This is a genomic window from Aeromonas sp. 602658, assembly GCF_049173005.1.
GTDB classification, from domain to species: Bacteria; Pseudomonadota; Gammaproteobacteria; order Enterobacterales; family Aeromonadaceae; genus Aeromonas; species Aeromonas veronii_A.
In genome coordinates this window covers 1-18,664 of the sequence record NZ_JAAKRF010000049.1, presented here as the reverse complement: position 1 = coordinate 18,664, position 18,664 = coordinate 1, and the positions used below count along the sequence as shown (strand labels likewise).

Annotated in this window: 20 protein-coding genes, 3 tRNA genes and 2 pseudogenes; 20 read left to right on the top strand and 5 right to left on the bottom strand. The window is 56.7% G+C overall.

Translation table 11 applies throughout. From position 1 onward, the window contains the following. Positions 1-577: pseudogene (locus tag G5253_RS19715) on the top strand (IS3 family transposase); the annotation flags it as partial. A 92-nt stretch (positions 578-669) separates the two neighbouring features. On the opposite strand, the gene G5253_RS19710 reads toward G5253_RS19715, so the two are convergent. Both G5253_RS19710 and G5253_RS19705 read right to left on the bottom strand, forming a co-directional pair. Further along, a complete protein-coding gene (locus tag G5253_RS19710; protein ID WP_265776067.1) occupies positions 670-1,173 on the bottom strand; it encodes a DUF2062 domain-containing protein in 504 nt (167 codons plus the stop codon). After that, complete coding sequence (locus G5253_RS19705) at positions 1,167-1,685, bottom strand: DUF2062 domain-containing protein (protein WP_005350890.1); 519 nt, start codon at positions 1,683-1,685, stop codon at positions 1,167-1,169. The genes G5253_RS19710 and G5253_RS19705 overlap by 7 nt, the downstream gene beginning before the upstream one ends. 27 nt (positions 1,686-1,712) lie before the next feature. On the opposite strand from G5253_RS19705, the gene G5253_RS19700 reads away from it, so the two are divergent. The 17 genes from G5253_RS19700 to G5253_RS19620 all read left to right on the top strand — a co-directional run bounded on the left by G5253_RS19700 (position 1,713) and on the right by G5253_RS19620 (position 15,381). Further along, positions 1,713-3,830, top strand: a complete 2,118-nt coding sequence (locus tag G5253_RS19700; RefSeq protein WP_421204101.1) for a DNA internalization-related competence protein ComEC/Rec2 — start codon at positions 1,713-1,715, stop codon at positions 3,828-3,830. A gap of 104 nt (positions 3,831-3,934) precedes the next feature. After that, a complete protein-coding gene (gene msbA / locus G5253_RS19695; protein WP_075115539.1) occupies positions 3,935-5,698 on the top strand; it encodes a lipid A ABC transporter ATP-binding protein/permease MsbA in 1,764 nt (587 codons plus the stop codon). Continuing rightward, complete coding sequence (gene lpxK / locus G5253_RS19690) at positions 5,698-6,693, top strand: tetraacyldisaccharide 4'-kinase (RefSeq protein ID WP_266135730.1); 996 nt, start codon at positions 5,698-5,700, stop codon at positions 6,691-6,693. The genes msbA and lpxK overlap by 1 nt, the downstream gene beginning before the upstream one ends. A 121-nt stretch (positions 6,694-6,814) precedes the next feature. Next, positions 6,815-7,003, top strand: a complete 189-nt coding sequence (locus G5253_RS19685) for a Trm112 family protein (RefSeq protein WP_005347033.1) — start codon at positions 6,815-6,817, stop codon at positions 7,001-7,003. Next, positions 7,000-7,749, top strand: a complete 750-nt coding sequence (gene kdsB, locus G5253_RS19680; protein WP_266135729.1) for a 3-deoxy-manno-octulosonate cytidylyltransferase — start codon at positions 7,000-7,002, stop codon at positions 7,747-7,749. Before G5253_RS19685 ends, kdsB begins: the two co-directional genes overlap by 4 nt. Before the next feature lie 212 nt (positions 7,750-7,961). After that, on the top strand, positions 7,962-8,606 hold the full coding sequence (gene uvrY, locus G5253_RS19675; RefSeq protein ID WP_005337448.1) for a UvrY/SirA/GacA family response regulator transcription factor: 645 nt from the start codon (positions 7,962-7,964) through the stop codon (positions 8,604-8,606). A gap of 127 nt (positions 8,607-8,733) precedes the next feature. Next, the gene (gene uvrC, locus G5253_RS19670; protein WP_266135728.1) at positions 8,734-10,587 is read left to right on the top strand and encodes an excinuclease ABC subunit UvrC; all 1,854 of its coding nucleotides are present in this window, start codon (positions 8,734-8,736) and stop codon (positions 10,585-10,587) included. Between the two features lie 199 nt (positions 10,588-10,786). Further along, the gene (gene pgsA / locus G5253_RS19665) at positions 10,787-11,341 is read left to right on the top strand and encodes a CDP-diacylglycerol--glycerol-3-phosphate 3-phosphatidyltransferase (RefSeq protein ID WP_031227442.1); all 555 of its coding nucleotides are present in this window, start codon (positions 10,787-10,789) and stop codon (positions 11,339-11,341) included. Between the two features lie 181 nt (positions 11,342-11,522). Then, a tRNA-Gly gene (locus G5253_RS19660) sits at positions 11,523-11,598 on the top strand. Positions 11,599-11,633: 35 nt separating this feature from the next. Continuing rightward, a tRNA-Cys gene (locus G5253_RS19655) sits at positions 11,634-11,707 on the top strand. Between the two features lie 41 nt (positions 11,708-11,748). After that, positions 11,749-11,835 (top strand) — tRNA-Leu (locus G5253_RS19650). Positions 11,836-12,136: 301 nt separating this feature from the next. Beyond that, positions 12,137-12,799, top strand: a complete 663-nt coding sequence (locus G5253_RS19645) for an Arm DNA-binding domain-containing protein (protein ID WP_266135727.1) — start codon at positions 12,137-12,139, stop codon at positions 12,797-12,799. Further along, a complete protein-coding gene (locus G5253_RS19640) occupies positions 12,696-13,343 on the top strand; it encodes a site-specific integrase (RefSeq protein WP_323137730.1) in 648 nt (215 codons plus the stop codon). The genes G5253_RS19645 and G5253_RS19640 overlap by 104 nt, the downstream gene beginning before the upstream one ends. A gap of 148 nt (positions 13,344-13,491) precedes the next feature. Next, entirely contained in the window at positions 13,492-13,848 is a 357-nt protein-coding gene (locus G5253_RS19635; protein WP_266135726.1) for a hypothetical protein, read from the top strand. Continuing rightward, positions 13,841-14,143 carry a YkvA family protein gene (locus G5253_RS19630; protein WP_042012059.1) on the top strand — a complete coding sequence of 101 codons (303 nt, stop codon included), beginning with the start codon at positions 13,841-13,843 and terminating at the stop codon, positions 14,141-14,143. The genes G5253_RS19635 and G5253_RS19630 overlap by 8 nt, the downstream gene beginning before the upstream one ends. Before the next feature lie 122 nt (positions 14,144-14,265). After that, the gene (locus tag G5253_RS19625; RefSeq protein ID WP_421204098.1) at positions 14,266-14,901 is read left to right on the top strand and encodes a hypothetical protein; all 636 of its coding nucleotides are present in this window, start codon (positions 14,266-14,268) and stop codon (positions 14,899-14,901) included. A 60-nt stretch (positions 14,902-14,961) separates the two neighbouring features. Beyond that, positions 14,962-15,381, top strand: a complete 420-nt coding sequence (locus G5253_RS19620) for a DUF2787 family protein (protein ID WP_266135724.1) — start codon at positions 14,962-14,964, stop codon at positions 15,379-15,381. Positions 15,382-15,771: 390 nt separating this feature from the next. Here the strand turns inward: G5253_RS19620 and G5253_RS19615 are convergent, their stop codons facing one another. Further along, complete coding sequence (locus G5253_RS19615) at positions 15,772-16,068, bottom strand: WYL domain-containing protein (protein WP_323137729.1); 297 nt, start codon at positions 16,066-16,068, stop codon at positions 15,772-15,774. A 46-nt stretch (positions 16,069-16,114) separates the two neighbouring features. Next, positions 16,115-16,666, bottom strand: coding sequence for a hypothetical protein (locus tag G5253_RS19610; protein ID WP_266135722.1), 552 nt, complete (start codon positions 16,664-16,666; stop codon positions 16,115-16,117). Between the two features lie 806 nt (positions 16,667-17,472). On the opposite strand from G5253_RS19610, the gene G5253_RS19605 reads away from it, so the two are divergent. Next, the gene (locus tag G5253_RS19605; protein WP_266135721.1) at positions 17,473-17,817 is read left to right on the top strand and encodes a hypothetical protein; all 345 of its coding nucleotides are present in this window, start codon (positions 17,473-17,475) and stop codon (positions 17,815-17,817) included. Between the two features lie 48 nt (positions 17,818-17,865). Then, complete coding sequence (locus G5253_RS19600; protein WP_266135720.1) at positions 17,866-18,351, top strand: hypothetical protein; 486 nt, start codon at positions 17,866-17,868, stop codon at positions 18,349-18,351. A 167-nt stretch (positions 18,352-18,518) separates the two neighbouring features. Here the strand turns inward: G5253_RS19600 and G5253_RS19595 are convergent. Then, positions 18,519-18,664: pseudogene (locus G5253_RS19595) on the bottom strand (IS3 family transposase); the annotation flags it as partial.

Below are 18,664 nucleotides of genomic sequence, written 5' to 3'. Positions count from 1 at the left end.
TATCACAAGACCACCCACAGTTTTCACCGTTTCTACCGTCATCCCAACTTGCTCAAGGCGGGGCCAGAGCAGGTCACACCGGTGGCCCCGGAGCAGGTCTGGGTCGCAGATATCACCTATCTGCCAGCCAGGAGCGCTGCCAGCCAGGAGCGGGCCACTGTACCTGAGCCTGGTGACGGATGCGTACTCACGCAAGATAGTAGGCCACCACGTACACGAAGGGATGCACGCGGAGTCGGTGGCGATGGCGTTCAGGAAAGCACTGAAGCAACGGCGTGGCGGCGGGGAGCTAATCCATCACTCAGACCGCGGCGTGCAGTATTGCTCGGGGCTGTATCAGTCATTACATGAACGGTACGGGGTGAAATGCTCGATGACGGATGGGTATGACTGTTACCAGAATGCGTTGGCGGAGCGGGTGAACGGGATTTTGAAAGGAGAGTTATTGTTGCAAAGCCCGCAGGATTTGGCGCAAGCGCGGGAAATGGTGCGTGAAGCGGTGGATATTTGCAACGTGGAGCGGCCGCATCATGCGTTGAAATACAGAACCCCCGATGCGGTACATAGGGGGTTCTGAGTAGAGAAATGCTAGTTGAAAATGTGTAAACCTATTTCAGGACTAGACACCAACGGCTGATCGTCAAACAGTCAAACAATGGGAAGGGGGACTCACTGGTGGCGGGCACCTTGCCACAGCTTGCGCAGTTGCAACAGCAGTGCGGTCAGGGCGCCGCCGCTCAGGGCGGTGAGTACCGCCAGCAGCAGGCTGCCGAGCAGGAAGGGAGGCACCAGGGTGGCCGCTTCCTGCTCCAGCCAGTGGAGGGTCCAGCTGAGGTGGAAAGGCTCCGGCGTCTTGTGCAGCACCAGACAACCGATGCGATAGGCGTAGAGGTACATGAACGGCAGGGTCAGCGGATTGTTGAACCAGACCGCCAGCAGCGCCAGCGGCAGGTTGAGGCTGAATGCCAGCGCCAGCCCGACCGCGATGAGCGAATGCATCGGGATGGGGAACCAGCAGGCGAATATCCCGGCCGCCACCGCGCCGCTCAGGGCGCGAGTGCCCCCTTGCCAGAGGGAAGGGGCAAGCAGTCGCTCACCAAACAGGGCAAACCACTTCTGCTGGCGCAGGGTGTCGGGATCGAGCTTGAAGCGGGCAAACCAGCGACTCAGCATGGGCGGGCCATCTTGCGTTTTTGCCACTGGCGCACCGTGCTGATCCGCCAGAAGGTGCGGATCAGGGTGTAGCCGATAAGGGAACTGAGCAGGGCCAGGATCAGCGAGCCCAGCAACAGCGGCGGTGCCACTGTGCCCAGTACCGAGACCAGCCACTCCCAGGTGAACTCAATCTCTATCTGCTGCGCTGAATGTCCCAGCAGCTGGCAACCCACCAGATAGGCACCATAGAGCAGGGGCGGCATGGTAAAGGGGTTGGAGAGCCAGACCAACGCCACCGAGAGCGGCAGATTGACCCGGCACAGGATGGCGCCACCGGCGGCCAGCAGCATCTGGCAGGGGAGCGGCACCCAGGCCATGAAGAGGCCCACCGCAAATGCCCCGGCAGCCGAGCGGCGATTGAGGTGCCAGAGGTTGGCATCGAGCAGCAGTTTGCCGAACAGCCGCAGGTGCTTGTGTTCTTTCAGGGTTTGCTGATCGGGCATCCAGCGTTTAATGAGTCGTTTGGGCATATTGAAACCTTGCTAAATACTTGCTCCATGGATCTGCGTCTGTTGTCGTTTGCCCTGGGGGCAAGCTCCTCACTGCTCTGGCCATGGTTACCTTCACTCGCATGGGGGGGCCTGTTGCTGTCCCTGCTGATCCCCCTTGCATATTGCCGTGCCTGGCGGTGGCTGTTTCTCCTGCTCGGCATCCTCTGGATGCAGGCCAATCTTGCCTATCGGCTGGCCTGGCTGGAGCGGTTGGGCGATCAGACGAGCCACATGATAACCGCACAGCTGCAAAGTGCAGAGCCCGAGGGGGATAAATTTGTCCGGCTGCTGCTGCGGGTGAGCACCCTCGACGAGCAACCGGTGACACCTGAGCCCCTGATCCGGGTCAATGCCTATCAGGCATTACCCGCCATGACGGTAGGCAGCCGGATCACCCTGGTGACCTCGTTGAAACCGGCTCACGGTCTTGCCAACGAGGCGGGGCTGGATGGGCGGCGTCTGCTGCTGGGCAAGGGGATCACCGCCACTGGCAATCTGCGTCGGGTGATAGATATTCAACAGGCACCTGCGGGTTGGCGTGAACGCTGGTTGGGGGCCGCGACCGAGAGTTGGCGTCCGCTTGACCATGCCCCCTTGCTGGCGGCGCTCACTTTTGGCGAGCAGAGCGGCATCACGGATGCCCAGTGGGAGCTGTTTCGCGGCAGCGGCCTGACCCATATCATCGCCATCTCAGGGCAACACATCGCGCTGGTGGCGGTGCTTGGGTGGTGGCTGGGCAGGCTGTTTGGTCTGCGCGGCGCCATCATCACCTCCCTGCTGTTTGCCGCCGTCTACAGTGCGTTGGCCGGATTTGCGGTGGCCACCGAACGGGCTCTTATCATGGTGCTGGTGTGGAGTGTGCTGCGCTGGAGCCGGCGAGAGTGGCCGGCCTGGCGCATCTGGCTGTGGGCCTTTGTGGTATTGACCCTCTGGGATCCCTTCGCCCTCTATTCGGCCGGCTTCTGGCTCTCGTTTCTGGCGGTGGCCATCTTGCTGCTGGTGGGATATGTCCACGACAAGCCGGGGCTCTGGCAGATCCAGCTCTGGCTGCTACTCGGTCTGCTGCCGCTGCAACTGGCGTTGTTCGAGGGGATAGCGCCCCTTGCCATGGTGATCAACCTGTTGGCGGTGCCGCTCTTTTGTATCGCCATCATCCCGCTGGCCCTGATCGGTGTGCTGCTGGCGCCGCTCTCTGGCGCGCTCGCCTACGGCCTGTTCTGGCTGGCAAATCTCGGTCTGGAGTGGGTGCTCACCATGCTCGATATGCTCGCCTCCCGAGTCCAGCTCTGGTGGCCACTGCCGGGGCTGCTGGCCCTGACGCTCTTTCTCTGGCCGGCGCCGCCGCGCTGGCAGGTGCGGGTGCTCGATGTGGGGCAGGGGTTGGCAGTGCTGATCAGCAAGGGGGAGCGTGCCATCCTCTATGACACAGGTGATCGCTATCCCGGAGGCTACAACATGGCGGACGCGGTGATCCTGCCCCAGCTGAGCCATCTGGGGATCTGGGTCATCGATCGCCTCATCATCAGCCACAAGGATCGGGACCATGCCGGCAATCGCAAGCGACTGCTCAGCGCCATGCCGGTGCGTCACGAGTTCTCCTCTTACCCCTTCAGTGAGGGAACCACCCTGTGCCAGCGTGGGCAACAGTGGCGCTGGCAGGGGCTCTCGTTTGTGGTGCTCTGGCCCGAATACCCAGGCGGTGGGCGTAACAACGATGGCTGCGTGGTACGCATCAGCGATGGCGAGCGCAGCATATTGCTGAGCGCCGATATCGAACGGCAGGCCGAACAACGACTGGTGGCGCTGGAGGGGGAGGGGTTGGCCAGCACCTTGCTGGTGAGCCCCCATCATGGCAGTCGCACCTCCTCCACACCCTCGTTTGTCGCGGCGGTGGCGGCAAAGGATGTGATCCACAGCGCCGGTTTTATGAATCAGTGGGGCTTTCCCCGTCCCGATGTGGTGGCCCGCTATCGGGATGCCCGCCAGTGGATCACCGGTCAGCAAGGGGCGATGCTGGTCGAACCCACCGCAGCGGGCTTGAGCGTCACTGCCGAGCGAGATCTGGGTCCCTGGTACCGGCGCAGTGGCGAGTGGTGGCGACCGCGAGTGTGGTTTGAGCAATAATCGGCCATTTCTGCCGTGGAGGAATGCGATATAGGTGGCGGCGCTTGGTGTAAGCCTGCGCTTTGGCTAGAATAGCCCGTCATTTCCATTACTAACGGCTATTCATGCAACAAGAAACCTCACAAGAGAGCTGGCCAGTATTCAAACGCCTGCTTGGTTATGTCCGTGATCGCAAGCTGGGCCTGGTCGGTGGCATCATCGGGATGCTGGGCTATGCCGCCGTGGATACCACCTTTGTCTACTCCATCAAGCCGCTGATCGATCAGGGCATCAATGGCAACGACAGCACCGTTTTGAAATGGATGCCTTTCTTCGTCCTCGGCATCGTGGCCCTGCGCGGTGTCGCCAACTTTCTCTCCAACTACTGCATGGCCTGGGTTGGCAACCACGTCGTGATGCGTCTGCAACAGCAGGTGTTCAATCACATGGTGGCGATGCCGATGAGCTTCTTCGACCGTCAGAACACCGGTCATCTGCTCTCCAAAGTGACCTATGACGCCAGTCAGGTCTCCTCGGCGGCGAGCACCACGCTGGTGACCCTGGTGCGGGAAGGGGCGACTGTGGTCGGGCTGCTCGGCCTGATGTTCTGGCACTCCTGGCAGCTGTCAGTGATTTTCCTGGTGGTTGGCCCGCTGGTGGGGGTCATCATCGGCCTTATCAGCCGTCGTTTCCGCCAGATCAGCCGTCACATTCAGCAGGCGGTGGGGGATATCACCACCTCCACCGAGCAGATGCTCAAAGGGCACAAAGAGGTGCTGATGTTTGGTGGCCAGAAGGTTGAAGAGAAACGCTTCTTCCAGGTCAGCAACAACATGCGCCAGCAGACCATGAAGATGGTCGCTGCCGATGCCATCGGCAGCCCGGTGGTGCAGATGGTGGCCTCCATCGCGCTGGCTGCCTTCCTCTATGTAGCTACCATCGACAGTGTGCGCAGCGAGCTGACTGCCGGTACGTTTACCGTCATGATCACCTCCATGATGATGCTGCTCAAGCCGCTGAAAAGCCTGACCGACGTCAACAACCAGTTCCAGCGGGCCATCACTGCCTGCCACAGCCTGTTTGGCCTGCTCGACACCGAGCCGGAGCAGGATACCGGCACCCGCACTCTGGAGCGTGCTCGCGGCGAGATCGAGTTTCGCAACGTCACTTTCACCTACCCGACCAAGGACACCCCGGCGCTGCACAACGTCAGCTTCAAGGTGGAGGCGGGTAAATCGGTGGCGCTGGTGGGCCGTTCCGGCTCTGGCAAAAGTACCATTGCCAGCCTGCTGACCCGCTTCTACGACATCGATCAGGGCGAGATCCTGCTGGACGGCATCAACATCCGCGAATACAAGTTGAGCGAGCTGCGCAAGCAGTACGCGCTGGTCTCCCAGCATGTTCACCTGTTCAATGACTCGGTGGCCAACAACATCGCCTACGCCGCAGAAGACAAATACAGCCGCGACCAGATCGTGCAGGCCGCCCGTATCGCTCATGCCGACGAGTTCGTCAGCAAGATGAGCAACGGGTATGACACTGTGGTTGGCGAGAACGGTGCATCCCTCTCCGGTGGTCAGCGTCAGCGTGTTGCCATCGCCCGCGCCCTGCTGCGCGATGCGCCGGTTCTGCTGCTGGATGAGGCCACCTCGGCCCTCGATACCGAGTCCGAGCGCCACATTCAGGCGGCTATCGACGAGCTTTGCAAGGCGCGTACCTCGCTGGTGATCGCCCACCGTCTCTCCACCATCGAGAAGGCAGACGAGATCCTGGTAATCGACGAAGGTCATATCGTCGAGCGCGGGAACCACGAAGCATTGATGGAGCAGCGTGGCACCTATGCCCAGCTGCGCGCTATTCAGTTTGGCAACGCGGGAAGCAAGGCCTGATGCTGGAACGGCTCTGGTATCGCAAAAGTGGCTGGCGCTGGTTGCTGGCCCCCTTTGCCCTGCTGTTCGCCATCATCAGCGGCAGCCGCCGCTACGCCTATCGTCATGGCTGGCGCAAGGGGTATCGCTCCTCCTTGCCGGTCATTGTTGTGGGCAATATTTCGGTGGGGGGCAACGGCAAGACGCCAGTGGTGGTCTGGCTGGTGGAGCAGTTGCAAGCCCGCGGCTATCGCCCCGGGGTGGTGAGCCGTGGTTATGGCGGCAAGGCGCCCCATTACCCCTATCGGCTGGATGAGACCAGCACCACGGCGCAGGCCGGAGATGAGCCGGTGCTGATTGCCCGGCGCTGCGGCTGTCCGGTGGTGGTTGCCCCGAAACGGGCCGACGCGGTACGACTGCTGGAGCAGAGCGGTGAAGTGGATATCATCATCACCGACGACGGCCTGCAGCACTATGCGCTGGCCCGCGACATCGAGCTGGTGGTGGTGGATGGTGCCCGCCGTTTCGGCAACGCCTGCTTGCTGCCGATGGGGCCGCTGCGCGAGCCGGTCACTCGTCTCAAACGGGTGGACGCCATCATCTGCAATGGCGGCGAGCCGGGCAAGGGGGAGTACCCCATGCAACTGGTCGCCGACACCCCGCGCCGGGTGCGCGACGATGCCCCGCTGGCTGACCCCTTGTCGGGGCCGGTCGATGCGTTGGCTGGGATCGGTCATCCGCCCCGCTTCTTTGCCACCCTGGAAGGGCTCGGCTATCAGCTGGATCAGCAGGCCGCCTACGGCGATCATCACCCCTTCGATCGGGATGAGCTGGTGGGCCGCTTTGCCAGCAAGCGGCTGCTGATGACCGAGAAGGATGCGGTCAAGTGTCGTCCGTTTGCCCTCGATAACTGGTGGTATCTGCCGGTCAGTGCCGAGTTGCCCGCCTCCCTGCTCGATGCCCTGCTGCACAAGCTGGGGACGAAGGGGAAGGGCGCGGCCAGGGCGCAAGATTAATCTCTCTCGCCTCGGCGGGGGAGCAGGGGGTTGATATGCCCCGTATGGAATATCTGGTTGCTCGACATCCATCGCTGGCGTGATGAAGCCGCCAGCGCGACATCGTTGAAGGAGTATCGTTTTGGCTTTGGACATCAAGTTGCTCGACATCATCGCCTGCCCGGTCTGCAAGGGTAAGCTGCATTACAACAAAGCAGTCCATGAGCTGGTCTGCCGTTTTGACAAGCTGGCCTATCCGCTGGAGGAGGGGATCCCGGTGCTGCTGGAGAACCGTGCCCGTCCGCTCAATAGCGATGAGCTACCGTCATGAGTTTCGTCGTCGTCATTCCGGCCCGCTATGCGTCAACCCGTCTGCCGGGCAAGCCGCTGGCTGATATCCATGGCAAGCCCATGGTGCAGCACGTGGTGGAGAAAGCCCTGCAATCCGGTGCCGATCGGGTGATCGTCGCCACCGATGACGAGCGGGTGCAGCAGGCACTGCTGAGCACCGGCGTCGAGGTGTGCATGACCTCACCGGATCACCAGTCCGGCACCGAGCGTCTGGCCGAGGTGTGCCGTCACTTCGGCTTTGCCGCCGATACCATCATCGTCAATGTGCAGGGGGATGAGCCGCTCATTCCGCCCGCCATCATTCGTCAGGTAGCGGATAATCTGGCCGCCGCCACGGCGCCGATGGCGACCTTGTCGGTGCCGATCAAGGATGCCGAAGAGGCGTTCAACCCGAACGCAGTGAAAGTGGTGACTGACAAGGATGGCTACGCTCTCTACTTCAGTCGCGCCAGCATTCCCTGGGATCGGGATCGCTTTGCCAAGAGCCATGAGCAGATTGGTGACCACTACCAGCGCCATATCGGCATCTACGCCTATCGCGCCGGCTTTATCCAGCGTTACGTAGACTGGGCACCGAGCGTGCTGGAGCAGGTCGAGGCGCTTGAGCAACTGCGGGTGCTCTGGTACGGGGAGAAGATCCACGTCGCCCAGGCCCTTGAAGCGCCGCCGGTCGGGGTGGATACCCAGGCCGATCTTGAGAAGGTGCGGGCCTTTTTGGCCAAGTGATGGCCACAGCACTAACGTCATGAAAAACGGTGTCGCAAGGCACCGTTTTTTGTTTTGAAAATTTATATAATTATTTGATTTTAAACGCTAAACATGGGTTTTCTCAAACTTTTGGCGTGCATGGTTTGCCAAAGCGACGAGTTTGGTTATGATGCAAGACGCCCTGTTAACCCTAACCGGGCGGCTAAAACGAGATAAAACGGGGTGTTTGGGTGATAAATGTATTCCTGGTCGATGATCATGAGCTGGTGCGTACAGGGATAAGACGCATTCTTGAAGATGTGCGCGGGATCAAGGTGGTGGGTGAGGCACAGAGCGGCGAGACCGCAGTTACGTTCTGTCGCCAACACCATCCGGACGTGATCCTGATGGACATGAACATGCCGGGTATTGGTGGTCTGGAAGCGACCCGCAAAATTCTGCGGATCCGCCCCGATGTGCGCATCATAGTGCTGACCATTCATTCAGAAAATCCGTTCCCCACCAAGGTGATGCAGGCTGGCGCCGCCGGTTACCTGACCAAGGGGGCTGCCCCTGACGAGATGATCCAAGCGATCCGGTTGGTGCACTCCGGTCAGCGTTACATCTCCCCGGAGATTGCCCAGCAGATGGCCCTCAGCCAGTTTGCCTCCGCTGACGAGAATCCCTTCAAGTCCCTTTCCGAGCGCGAGTTGCAGATCATGATGATGATCACCAAGGGGCAGAAGGTGACCGATATCTCCGAACAGCTCAACCTGAGCCCGAAGACGGTCAACAGCTACCGCTATCGGCTGTTCAGCAAGCTGGGGATCAACGGTGACGTGGAACTGACCCATCTGGCCATTCGCTATGGCATGCTGGATGCCGATACCCTCTAATCGGGTGGCGTGTGGTCACAAAGGCGGCGCGTGCCGCCTTTTTGCTTTTCTGTCCTTTTGCTTTTCAGGCGGCGGGGGCAGTATGCTCTGCCCGTCAATTTTTGCCTTTGTGTGAGCCGAGTAGCTGATGACCCTCTCTCCCGAACCTCTCTTCGACAGCAAGGCGTTTCTGAGCGCCGTCACCCATCAGAGCGGCGTTTACCGCATGTATGACAACGGTGGCACCGTGATCTATGTGGGCAAGGCCAAGGATCTGAAAAAGCGGCTCGCCTCCTACTTTCGCACCAACGTCGACAGCATCAAGACCCGCACCCTGGTGCGCCAGATCGCCGATATTCAGGTCACCGTCACCCACACCGAGACCGAGGCGCTGATCCTCGAGCACAACCTTATCAAGCAGTACCAGCCCCGTTACAACGTGCTGCTGCGGGACGACAAATCCTACCCCTGGATCATCATCACCGCGCACCAGCATCCGCGCATCGGCGTCCATCGCGGCGCCCGCAAGGTGAAGGGGGAGTACTTCGGCCCATACCCCTCTGGCGGTGCGGTGCGCGAGAGTTTGCATCTGATGCAGAAGATTTTTCCGGTGCGCCAGTGCGAGGATGCGGTCTATGCCAACCGCACCCGTCCCTGTCTGCTCTATCAGCTCAAGCGTTGCGCTGGCCCTTGCGTACCCGGGTTGGTGAGCGAGGCCGAATATGCCCAGCAGGTGGAGCTTGCCAAACTGTTTCTGGCGGGCAAGAACCAGCAGGTGATTGGCGAGCTGGTGGGCAAGATGGAGTCTGCCAGCGGCGATCTGCGCTTTGAAGAGGCGGCCCGCTACCGGGATCAGATCCTGGCGCTGCGCCGGGTCACCGAACAGCAGTCGGTGAGCGGCAACGTACTGGACGAGCTGGATGTGGTGGGGGTCGCCTTCCAGCAAGGTGCTGCTTGCATCCACGTGCTCTTTATCCGTCAGGGCAAGGTGCTCGGCTCACGCAGCTACTTCCCGAAAGTGCCGGCTGACACCCCGCTCGACGAGGTGGTGCAATCCTTCCTGCTGCAGTTCTATCTGTCGGGGCAGGGGGGGCGGCAGATCCCGAGCGAGGTGCTGCTCGATGTGGCCCTTGAGGACGAGAGCGTCATCGCCGAGACTCTGAGCCAGACCGCAGGCTACAAGGTGCGGGTGGTGAGCCGTACCCGCGCCGAACGGGCCCGCTTTATCAAGCTCGCCTCCATCAACGCCGAGACGGCGCTGCGCTCGCGGCTGGCTCACAAGAGCACCATCACCGCCCGCTACGACCAGCTGGAAGAGCTGCTGGAGCTGGAGCGTCCCATCGCCCGCATGGAGTGTTTCGATATCTCCCACACCATGGGGGAGCGCACCGTGGCCTCTTGCGTGGTGTTCAACCGGGAGGGGCCGCTCTCATCGGAATATCGTCGTTTCAACATCGACGGCATCACCGGTGGTGATGACTACGCGGCCATGGAGCAGGCGCTGGAGCGCCGCTTTGGCAAGCAGCAGGAGCCGGACAAGGTGCCTGATGTGCTGTTTATTGACGGTGGCCTCGGTCAGTTGCGTCGCGCCGAAGAGATCCTGGCCCGTCAGCTGGAGTTTCTCGGCGGTAAATATCCGCTGCTGGTGGGGATTGCCAAGGGGGTCACCCGCAAGGCGGGGTTGGAAACTCTCATCATGGGGGAGAGCCACGAAGAGCTGCATTTGCCGGCAGATATGCCCGCTTTGCACCTTATTCAGCATATTCGCGATGAATCCCACCGTTTTGCCATTACCGGCCACCGTGCCAGACGGGCCAAGGCCCGCACCAGCAGCACGCTGGAGGATATTCCGGGGGTGGGGCCAAAGCGGCGGCAGGCGCTGCTCAAATATCTGGGCGGCCTGCAGGAGGTTAAAAAGGCGAGCGTGGATGAACTGGCCAAGGTACCCGGCATCAGTCAGGAGCTGGCCCAGACCATCCACGATGGCTTGCACAGCGCCTGAGCAGGGTTAGCAGCATGGCAAAATCGCTAACTCCTTGATGCACAAGAGCCGTGACGCGGGGGGGCCGTAAATGCCATAATGGCCCTCGGATTTTGAGAAGATTGATGGATTAAAAAGACCAAGACGGGCGCCAGTGCGGTTGCATCGCAAATCGGCTTTGGCGCACTATGTAGCGACGTACAAGAAGTGGCTGAAAATAATGACAAATATACCTAACCTGTTGACGTTTTTCCGGATTTTGCTCATTCCCGTCTTCGTCATCCTGTTCTATCTGCCTTATCAATGGTCCTATCTGGCTGCCGCCATCATCTTTATTCTGGCCGCTGCCACCGACTGGTTTGATGGCTATCTGGCTCGCAAGCTCAATCAGTCCACCGCCTTTGGCGCCTTCCTTGACCCGGTTGCCGACAAGATCATGGTCGCCGCCGCACTGGTGGTTATCGTCGAACACTACAACACCATCTGGGTGACCATCCCCGCCATGACCATGATTGGCCGCGAGATCATCATCTCCGCCCTGCGTGAGTGGATGGCCGAGCTCGGCAAACGCTCCTCGGTGGCGGTCAGCTGGATTGGCAAGTGGAAGACCATGATCCAGATGGTGTCGCTCACCGGTCTGATTTGGCAATATAACGTCTGGATGGTATGGCTCGCCTATGTGATGCTCTATGTCGCTACAGTGCTCACCTTCTGGTCGATGTTCCAGTACATGAAGGCAGCCTGGGGCGATCTGACCCACCACGCCAACCTGTGAGTCACCTGCGCCGCAAGGTGAGGTTTCCGCTGATTTGAGGCAGGAAACGGCCAAAGGCGCTAAAACTGTTCAAAAAGGGCAAAAAACGCCCGAACGATCAGGTAATTAAATATTTCTGGTTGACTGGGCGAGGAACATCGCTAGAATGCGTCATCGTAGTCAGGCAGTCAGCCAGACCAATGCGGGAATAGCTCAGTTGGTAGAGCACGACCTTGCCAAGGTCGGGGTCGCGAGTTCGAGTCTCGTTTCCCGCTCCAAATTCAGACAATAGAGAACCAACTCTCTTTTGCATGGCGCGTTAGCAAAGCGGTTATGCAGCGGATTGCAAATCCGTTTAGTCCGGTTCGACTCCGGAACGTGCCTCCATATTGACAAGCCCGCCACGCGAGCTTGATACCGATTGCGGTGCCCGAGTGGTGAAATCGGTAGACACAAGGGATTTAAAATCCCTCGACGTTCGCGTCGTGCCGGTTCGATTCCGGCCTCGGGCACCATTAAAAAATCCTTTTAGATTAAACAGATACGACGCTTCATTGCGTCGTTTTTGTTTTTGCTTCACAGCGTTTCCCTTCTCTCACTTTTCCTTTCTTGTCCATTTCTTGTCTAAGCGACTTACTACTTCCTGCGACTTATTGCGAACAACCTGCGCTCCGGGCCTTTCCGGTGTCTGTCTCTGGTGCTGAGACAAGTGCCGCTCACCGTTACCTCTTCCTCTTCACCCCCTCCCAAACCCGCATTGAATCCCCTTTGAAACAGATATTAATCCCATGATCTAACCCATCATCGGAGGTATCTATGCAGACCAAATTTCGCTTTACCAATGCAGCCATCAAGGCTTTGCCCGCACAACAACGAGAGGCTGGCGCTACTGAACTGGAGTTCTCCGATACAGAGGTCATCGGCTTAAAGCTCTTGTCAGGAAAAAGCCAGGGCAGTAAGCGTTTCCTACTGCGCTATACCCTCCAGGGCAAGAAGCGCAGCATCGCCCTGGGGCGATTCGGAGATATTGACGTGAGCCAAGCCAGGACCATTGCCCGCAAGTATAAGGCGATGCTGGCAGAAGGTATCGACCCGGTAGCAGAGCAGGATAGCTACAAAACCGAGCCCACTCTTTCGGAGTTCTTCTGGCAGACCTTTTTGCCGCACCTAAAGACCATCGGCAAGCGGTCGATCAACAGCGACATTCAGCGGTTTAAACACAACATCGAACCACGCTTTGGGGCCATGTGTTACCGACAGCTCAAGGCGATGGATGTCCTGCAGTTGCAATCGGAGATGGTTCACCCTAACAACCCCTCAGCAGACGGCCTACGCACCGAGTACTGCCAACCGTGTGCTGGCCCAGTTAAAGACCATGGGCAGCTATGCGGTGCGCTGGGGCATTCTGGACACCAACGAGGCGGCCAAGATCAAGCTGTTGAAGGAGGACAATGCCAGAACGCGCTTCCTATCAATTGAAGAGATGAAACGGGTCATTGAGGTGGCATTGCAGGATCGCAATCAAGCTGCAGGCAGCTTCATCGCGATGCTCTATCTGACGGGGGCAAGAAAATCAGAGGTGTTACTCGCTAAATGGGAACATGTGAACTGGGAGGATAAGACGCTGTTCGTACCCCTGACCAAGAATGGCAAGAGCCGGATCATTTACCTGAGCACATTGGCTATCGATATTCTGGAGAAGCTCCCCAGAATAGCCGGTAATCCCTATGTGTTCGCGAGCCAGCATATTCGATGTCAGGGCAAGCCCATTGGTGAACCCAGATGTGCCTATGAACGGGTGTTGCAGAAAGCCGGTATCGAAGATCGCGATGAGGTCTGCTTCCATACGGCTCGCCATTCTGTCGCCAGTGCATTGGTCTCTTCCGGGCAATACAGCCTGTATGACGTCAAGGCACAGCTGGCCCACGCCAGCATTCAATCCTCCCAGCGGTATGCAAAGCTGACCTCTGAGCGCAGTCGCAATATCAGCGAAGGTCTCTCGTCGATGATCCAGGGAGAGTGACCGAAAAGGTATTGTTTATAAACAGATATTAATAACCAGACAGCGCTGTCACATCGGCTGTTGGTCCACATTTCACAGTTCCCAGGCCCTTAAGTTCACTGAACTTAAGGGCCTTTTTGTTGGAGAGAAAAATACGATGAAAACTTGTATGGCATGGCCGGAGGAGACATTGCTCGCGGCCTACCCGGCACTCCATGTCTCGGTCATGGAGCAAATTATCGAGCCCTTTTCATCACAGGAAGAGGCGAGGGCATTCTGGGACGCGACTGGCTGCTGCCTGATCATAATCGAGATGACGGACTCGATGAGTGAGTTCCAGACCATGCCACAGCACACTCAGAATCAGGTGATATTCGGTTTGCGTTACCCGGAGCAAGAGTTCGCCATATCCGAAGATTGGCGTCTGTTGCTGGCCATCCTCAACGATGAGGGGGCGGGCATTTACCTGCTGATCCACTCAGATGCACCGCTGAACACCACCCTAGAGGCGATGCACCATGAGTAATCCCAGTCATAGCGACATCATGCGCAAGTTAAAAGACATCAAGGGAATTAAGGAGCTGCTGGAAAAGGCCGTGCTGTTGTATGTCTTGCTCACGGATGGCGATCTGCCGGTCTGGTGCTATGCGCTCATCATCGGTGCGCTGGCTTATCTGGTAAACCCGTTCGACGTGGTACCCGATCCCATTCCATTTGCCGGTTATCTGGATGACTTATCGGTCATCACCTCGGCATTAGCCGCATTACCGGTTAAGTCACATCATCGTCAATCTGCCAAGGATCGGATGAGATCACTGTGACAGTGATGGAGTCGGTCCTGTCGCGCTATCGCGTTTTCTATGACCCTTTATCTATGACCCATCTAGCGATGAACTGGAGATCGCAATCTCCGGTTATCTAATGACGTTGTAAGGAAACTATCATGACAAGACCCCGTAAAAACCGCGTTGAAGAGACCCCTAAACCTGTCAGTAATACGGCAGCAGCATCAATCATCCCCGACACCGCGCCAACCACAGAGCCCCCACTCACATCCGGAGCAAGCGGCTGCGCCGAGCCTCTCTTGCCAGCCCTTGCGGCTGACGCCGACAAGGCCAGGCCTGGACCCGGCGACACCGCAGACTCCATGCCTGGCGGCCCTGCACTCATACACACCTTGCTCAACCATACCGCCGAGAAACTCAGTGCCCGATCAGAAGGGCTGATTTTCTATGCCATCGGTCGTCATGAAGAGAGTGGCGAGTTGTTCCTGAAAATCACCGGCAATCAGGGTGGGGGTCTGCATAGCAAGGAGTGGATTGCGCTGTCGGCGATTGACGATGTGTTGCGCTCCTTGTCCGCAGACAAGCCGTTTAAATCCAGCGTTATGAAGCGACTGTTTAAAGGTGGCAGCGCCAACAACGCCGGATTCTTATCAGCCATTCTGCGCTCGGACGGGCTGAAGTTGATCCAGAAGGCTGACGGTAATCCGATGCTGCACGAACAGGTGCCTGATTACCTTGAGCGCTTGGGTTCGCTAACCAATGAGCTCTGTACCGTAACTTCTACCATCGAATAACCCCTGCATAGCGCTCACCTGTCCAAGGGTGAGCCCCCAAACAACCAATCTGAGGTGATTATGACGATCCCATTTGCGGGCGATTTTGCCCTGCCTGTCAGTCAGGCATTGATGAGTATTCTGGATCAGGAACTGGTTAGATCTGGAATGGTGCTGAAGGGAAAATCCAGTCTGGTCTTCCACTTCCGAGACTCGGATTACGGCCCGGTTCGTGGCGGGTTTCATCCGGTAGAAATACGGCTGCTCAAGCGTAAAGGCCGGTGGCAATTCGATTACGTGACAGATTTTAGTTATCAGGGGCCGGAGGAGATGGCTGAGCTGGTCAAGGAGATCGACTTCAACTTTTTGAGCGAAGAATACTACCTGATCCGCTACGGCCAGATGGGGCCAGCGTCGGCTAAGGAGCTCTATACGATGTGGGAGTCGAACTTCGTCAGTTACTACCAGATGGGCGTGTTCACCGTCTCAGTGGCTGCGTAACCGTCGCACCGGACAGGAGAGGAACAGGAACCAGCGGCGGTTTGGTACTGGCAGTGGCGCTGCTGTGTTTACCTTTCCATGTAGGGCAAGGCGCGATGGGCTAACCCAACTCGAAACCGGTCAGCGACTCAGTAGGTTAGTCCATCCTTCGTCTGTTTCAGGTGTCCCTCTCACCTGATCCACAAAACAAGTATCCCCGGCCCGTGGCTGGGAGGCTTGTTTTTTTGTCATTTGCGAGGAGGGAGAAAGACAGATATGCGTGTATCCCCAATGGCGTTATTCCACCAAGCTTGATTTTTATTAAATATCAGAATGTTATAGGCTCTACCTCTTCCGCAACAGGGATTGTTTGCGCAGCCTTATTTAGATCTGGCTAGCCATCGTAGCGCGTCAGGGCGGAGCCTGTCTCATCAGGGTCAATAGATGGCGTAAATCGCGGACGACCTGCTCATGGATAAATCCGGGGGAGATCACGGTGAGCTCAGGCATCCAGGATTTGATGACAGGCAGAATTTGGTTGGCATCAAGCACACGACTGCTCAATAACAGCGAACCATCATCCAGGGTCTTGACGATTTCCTGCTCGGGCAGCAACGGGCGATGCTGAAAGTTGATGGCGATGGAGGCACTGGCCTTGAGGAGTACCTCAATCATACCGGAGCGCCAGAGCGTCGGGTCGGTATCGATTTGTCGCGCAATGAGCGCATCGCAGGTAAAGGTCTGTTGCGATAGCTCAACCCAGTGCGATGTGGCTCAGCGGATAGGCTTGCAAGCGTCCCTCGCTAACGCCGACCAAGTGCCAGGTGCCCTTGTAATTGACGAGCTGATAGGGGCTAAACAGCTGCTTGTGTTGGTTTTTGGTGATGAGCCAGCATTGCAGATGGTGGGTCATTGCCTGCTCTAATACCGGTAACTGATGGCTCAGTGAGTCGGTGGACTGGGCATCGAACCCCTTGATGGCGAAGAGGCTTGGATTGCCTCTGTCCAGTAGCTGACTCAGACGATGTTCACTGGTGCGGGGGAACAAGTCGGTGATACCCAACTGCTCGGCCAGCTTGCGCAGCTTTCCATCGCTCTTGTGATTGAGAAACCCAGGATCCAGCCAGTATTGCTGGCTGCGATGCTCTATCGGTAGATAACTGAGGCGTTGATTGAAATCCCGCTGCAGGGTGCGCACGGTGACGTTGTACTCGGTGGCCAGATCACTCAGGTGCAGCTTCTCACCGCTGTACAGGCGGGTGAGGAGCATACCGAGGCGCTGAGCAATCTTGTCGTGTTCGTGCATACCATCTAGCAAGGGGAATAACCGTGTCGCGGATTATCCAAACAGTCCGCGACACGGCGTGACGAATTGGCTGGCAGGCAGTTTTTCGCAAAACCCATCATCGGCGATGGGCTTTTGTCATCAGTAGAGGGGTTTTGTTATCAACCGGCGGGAAGCGGTTGAGCGGGCCAGGAAGGCCCGTTCGGTGAGGTTGCTGCTGCTTGTCCAGAGATGGACCCGAGTTGATGCTATTGAGCCACTTAACTGCGATACCGGTATCTTGCCACTGAGGGAGATACCGAAAGAGGGTTGGATTGAATAGGAGCATACGCCCACTGCGCTTGGTGCGAAAAATACGCCAGAATTACTGCGATTGTGATCCCGCTACCTACTCATGCCATGTCAAATCCAGTAGGATTATCCGCATGAAGTGGCTGCTATTAAATAGATTGATGTATGATCGACGAATTCGTACACACGCTCACTCAAATTACATTGAGGAGTTCATTAGGAGTGACTTAATAAATGCTGTCGCTCTGCCATGAGTCCGGCACATCAACGGGCTGGTTCACTTTCGTCAGGTTGATCTAGAAACCCATTTCCTCAATAAGGAAGGCGGAAAACTCTAATCTCCTGCTGAGAGGTATCGCAATGCTCGTTACGATGGTGATGGGGGAAGGGTCTACGTAAAAGTGACTTCACTTTTCCTGACTTGGCTGTGTTTGCTCAAATGGTCGCAGTCAGACTGTTGAACGGGAGAACTGCCTTCTTGGAGAAGGATATCAGTGTCCTGACTAGCGAGGCCATTGACTAAACAGAGAGTGCGAATGTTGCTGGATGCGCGCAAATTTTTATGTAAGAAAATCAGTATAAAAATAGCTCAAATTTATTGTGCTTTGTTTTTTAAAGGTGGTTGCATGAAACTAAATAAATTAGCACTCTTACTTTTAATTCAACCTGTAATTTATGGATGTTCGGATGATGAACAGCTTGATTGTAACGCTGATTCAAATAAAGATACTGCGCTTCATATAATTCACCGAGCCCTAACTAATACGTATAATAATCCAAAGATTGAAACGGTCTTTAACGACGAAAGAATAGAAAATATCAAAACGCGTTCCGTTGATGCAGTTGGTTCTTTGACTTGTGGCGCCACTTACTCATTTTAATATGATGGCACTGTTTATTCTAAAGAATTCGACTATGACCTTACTTGGTTGCAAGACAAAAAAACAACTGAAGTGTCACTAGACCCAAGTCATATATTGAAATATGCAGCAGTCGCTTATGGTAAAGCAGAATATAAACGTTACCTAGTGGAAGAAGCAGAGAAATCTAAAGCAATAGCCGCTGCTCAAATTGTAGTAGAAAAAGTAGAAAAATGTATTTCCGACAAAAAAGATGCCTTATACAAAGAAATGGGAGATATTGAAGCTGTCACTTATATAGTTGCTCACGAGTATGAGTTGAATGAACAATGCCACTTAGAGGCAAATAAAGAAACTCAATCGGTAAGTGAGGAAACTGAATGTGTCAGTTGTACAGTAGAAGATAGAATAGATAATGCTCCTCCATTAACTGAAGGCCAGAAACAATGTGCTGATGAAAAGATGGCTGATTATCGCAAAGTGGCAGGAGCCGATGCCATAATTGCATTTGATCAAATTGGAGAATGGGAAGAACAATGCCGTAAAGAAGGATAGGCATACCTAAGGTGTAGGTATTTACACTTGGTCTGACAGTTCCATGTTTGGTGGATGCTGAATTGTCAGATCAATTTTACAGCAGCAATGTAGGGCTCCAATACGTTCTGAGTCCGGTAGTGTTCGAGACCCGTTACCTAGTACGATTGTGCCTAGATCTGTAGTGGTCAACTAAATCCGGACACTTGGTTAGGCCGTTCTTCGGCTTTTGCTGGCGGTATCCCGTCATTGTGGTGATGTGGACGCCGCCAGTTGTAGTCATCCATCAGGTAATAACTGATATCCCGCTTTGCCTCCCGTATGCTCATGTATC